The 3,152-nt window shown below is 70.4% G+C and carries 3 protein-coding genes; 1 reads left to right on the top strand and 2 read right to left on the bottom strand.

Going from position 1 to position 3,152, the window contains the following annotated elements; all coding sequences use genetic code 11:
- Positions 1 to 42: 42 nt before the first annotated feature.
- The gene (locus ACTHMF_RS10930) at positions 43 to 1,029 is read left to right on the top strand and encodes a LacI family DNA-binding transcriptional regulator (RefSeq protein ID WP_440317527.1); all 987 of its coding nucleotides are present in this window, start codon (positions 43 to 45) and stop codon (positions 1,027 to 1,029) included.
- A gap of 18 nt (positions 1,030 to 1,047) precedes the next feature.
- Here the strand turns inward: ACTHMF_RS10930 and ACTHMF_RS10925 are convergent, their stop codons facing one another.
- The gene (locus tag ACTHMF_RS10925) at positions 1,048 to 2,352 is read right to left on the bottom strand and encodes a DUF4032 domain-containing protein (protein WP_440317525.1); all 1,305 of its coding nucleotides are present in this window, start codon (positions 2,350 to 2,352) and stop codon (positions 1,048 to 1,050) included.
- A gap of 91 nt (positions 2,353 to 2,443) precedes the next feature.
- Positions 2,444 to 3,152: ABC transporter ATP-binding protein (locus tag ACTHMF_RS10920; RefSeq protein ID WP_440317523.1), on the bottom strand; the 709-nt coding region annotated here is incomplete at its 5' end.

The raw sequence follows: 3,152 nt of genomic DNA, 5'->3' as shown, positions 1-3,152 counted from the left end.
GGCCCCGTCTCCGGCGGGCCGTCAGGCGGGAGAGGAGCGCGGGTGCCGAGTACGACGCTGGCCGACATCGCCGAGCGCGCGGGGATCTCCGCTGCGGCGGTCTCGCTCGCGCTCAACGGCAAGAAGGGCGTCTCCGAGGAGACCCGGGCCCGCGTCCTCGCGATCGCCAAGGAGTCCGGCTACCGCATCAACCGCCTCGGCCGCGCCCTCCGCCAGTCGCGGGCGGGCGCCGTCGGCCTCTACCTCCCGGAATCCGCCGTCCACTTCGGCTACTACACCGAGACCACGCTCGGGCTGACGGAACGGCTGCACGAGGCGGACCTGTCGCTGCTGATCGTGCCGAGCACGCCGACCAGCCCGCGCATCGAGTCGTTCCCGCCCGTCGACGGCTTCATCCTCATCGAACCGCACGCCGACGACGAGGGCGCCGCGATGATCCTCGGTCAGGAGCTCCCCGTCGTCACAGGCGACTCCCCGCCGCCCGGGTTCCCGGACCCGTGGGGGATCGTGGAGTCGCCGAACACCCGGACGACCCGGGAAGTGCTCGACCGGTTCGTCGCGAACGGGTCGGCTCAGCCGGGCCTTCTGCTGGTGGAGCAGGTGTCCGCCTGGGCGCAGGAGCTGGAAGCGGCCTACCGCGCCTGGTGCGCTGAGCGCCGCCTGGAGCCCCGGGTGCTGCTGACGACCATCCACGAGGAGAACGGTGTGCTCGCTCGGCGCCTCGGGGACTGGATGGTGCGGGAGGGCGTCGACGCCGTCTTCGTCGGCGCGGACGGCGTCGCGGTGCGCATCGCGGGGCTGCTGCGTACCCTCGGTCGGCGGCCAGGCATCGACATCAAGCTCGTCTCGGGCGTCGACAGCCTGATCATGGAGTTCCACACGCCGCCGATCACGGCCGTCGACCTCCAGCCGCGCGAGTTCGGTCGTGCCTGCGGAGAGCTGCTGCTCGAACTGATGGCGGGCGACCGCCCCGCGGAGACCGTCCACCGCGGCCTCGATGCCGTGCTCCGGGTCCGCGACTCGGGCTGAGCGCGGCGCGCCCGGGCGTCAGACCTTCGAGCGCCAGTCGTCCTCGTCCTCGTCGTCGTCCAGGCCGGCGGCGCTGCGGATGACGGGGATGCTCATCGTCTCCGTCGGCGGCCCGACGACCGTGGCCTCGTCGCGACGGTGCCGGAGGATGTCGTTGATGTAGGAGGTCAGCGCCTCCGCAAGCGGGACATCCCGCCCCTCGTTCTGCGACATGAACCAGCGGTGCTCGAGCAGCTGGTGGAACACCTCCGCCGGCTCGAGCTTGCCCTTCAGGTCGGAGGGGATGGCTCGGACGACCGGCTCGAAGACGCGCAGGAGCCACTCGTGCGCCATCGCCTCCTCGTCGAGGCCCTGCTTGCCCAGCGTCGCCGAATACGAGTCGAGGTCGTTCAGCAGCCGGCGGGCCTGGTTCTCGCCGGTGTCCAGGCCGGTCAGCCGCAGCAGCCGGCGCTGGTGGTGGCCGGCGTCGACGACCTTCGGCTGGATGCGCACGGTCGTGCCCTCGTCCGAGGTCTTGATCGCGAGCTCCTCGTTGTCGACGCCCAGCACGTTGAGCCGCTCCACGCGGTCGTTGATGCGCCAGCGCTCGGACGAGGAGAACGACTCGCTGCCGGTCAGCTCCTTCCAGAGCGAGCGGTAGGCGGCGACGATGCCGTTGGAGACCTTGATCGGGTCGAGCTCCTCGTCGACGCGGCCGCCCGCCTCCAGATCCATAAGTTCGCCCGCGATGTTGACGCGCGCGATCTCCAGGTCGTTCTCGCGCTGGCCGTTGGAGAGGCCGCCCTCGTAGAGCTGCCCGGTCTCCGCGTCCACCAGGTACGCGGCGAACGCGCCGGCGTCGCGGCGGAACAGCGTGTTGGACAGCGAGACGTCGCCCCAGAAGAAGCCGACGATGTGCAGGCGCACCAGCAGGACGGCGAGGGCGTCGACGAGCCGCGTGGCGGTGTCCGGGCGCAGCGTCTGCGAGAACAGCGCGCGGTAGGGCAGCGAGAACTTGAGGTGCCGGGTGACCAGCGCGGCGTTCAGCGGTTCGCCATCGTCGTCGGTGCGGTTCTTGATGACGGCGACCGGGTCGACGCACGGGACGTCGAGGCGCTGCAGGGTGCGGAGCATGTCGTACTCGCGCTGCGCCATCTCGGCGGTGGTCTCCTTGATGGCGATCACGTAGCCGGAGAGGTTCGCGAACCGGACCAGGTGGCGGCTGATGCCCTTCGGCAGCAGGGCGATGTGCTCGTTCGACCAGTCCTCGAGCGGGAGGTTCCACGGGAGGTCGAGGAGCGCGGGATCGACTGTCGCCGCGGTGATGTTGACAGAGCCGGCCATGATGATGGTGCCTTCCGTGACGGAGGGGGAAAGCACTCTGCCGCAGCCCGATCCCGGACTGCGGCAGAGTGAGGATTCGCTCCTATGGACCTTAGTCGACCACGGCGCCGCCGAGGCGCTCGCCCGTCTCCGCGTGGAACGCGTGGACGTGGCCCGGCTTCGGGGTGATGTAGACCGTGTCGCCCGCGTTCGGGTGCACGCGGCCGTCGACACGACCGACGATGTCGGTGCGCTTGCCGTCGACCTCGGAGTGGCCGTACAGGTAGCCATCGGCGCCGAGCTCCTCGACGAGGTCGACGTTGACCTTGAGGCCACTGCCCTCGGTCGTGGAGACGACGACGTCCTCCGGGCGGACACCGATGGTGACGGCGGAACCGGCGTTCGCGAGCACGTCGCGCTCGACCGGGACGACCGCGTTGCCGAACTTGATGCCGCCGTCGGTCACGTCGGCCGTGAACAGGTTCATGGCCGGGCTGCCGATGAAGCCGGCGACGAAGACGTTGTTCGGCTGCGCGTACAGGTCGCGCGGGGTGCCGACCTGCTGCAGGACGCCGTCCTTGAGGACCGCGATGCGGTCGCCCATGGTGAGCGCCTCGGTCTGGTCGTGCGTGACGTAGACGGTGGTGACGCCGAGACGACGGGTCAGCGACGCGATCTGCGTACGGGTCTGGACGCGGAGCTTGGCGTCGAGGTTCGACAGCGGCTCGTCCATGAGGAACACCTGGGGCGAGCGGACGATCGCGCGGCCCATGGCGACGCGCTGACGCTGACCACCGGAGAGCGCCTTCGGCTTGCGGCCG

Origin of the sequence: Leifsonia sp., assembly GCF_051955155.1 — a bacterium.
Classification (GTDB): domain Bacteria; phylum Actinomycetota; class Actinomycetes; order Actinomycetales; family Microbacteriaceae; genus Leifsonia.
Note: the sequence above shows the minus strand (reverse complement) of the source record. Positions and strands in the feature narration are given on the sequence as shown.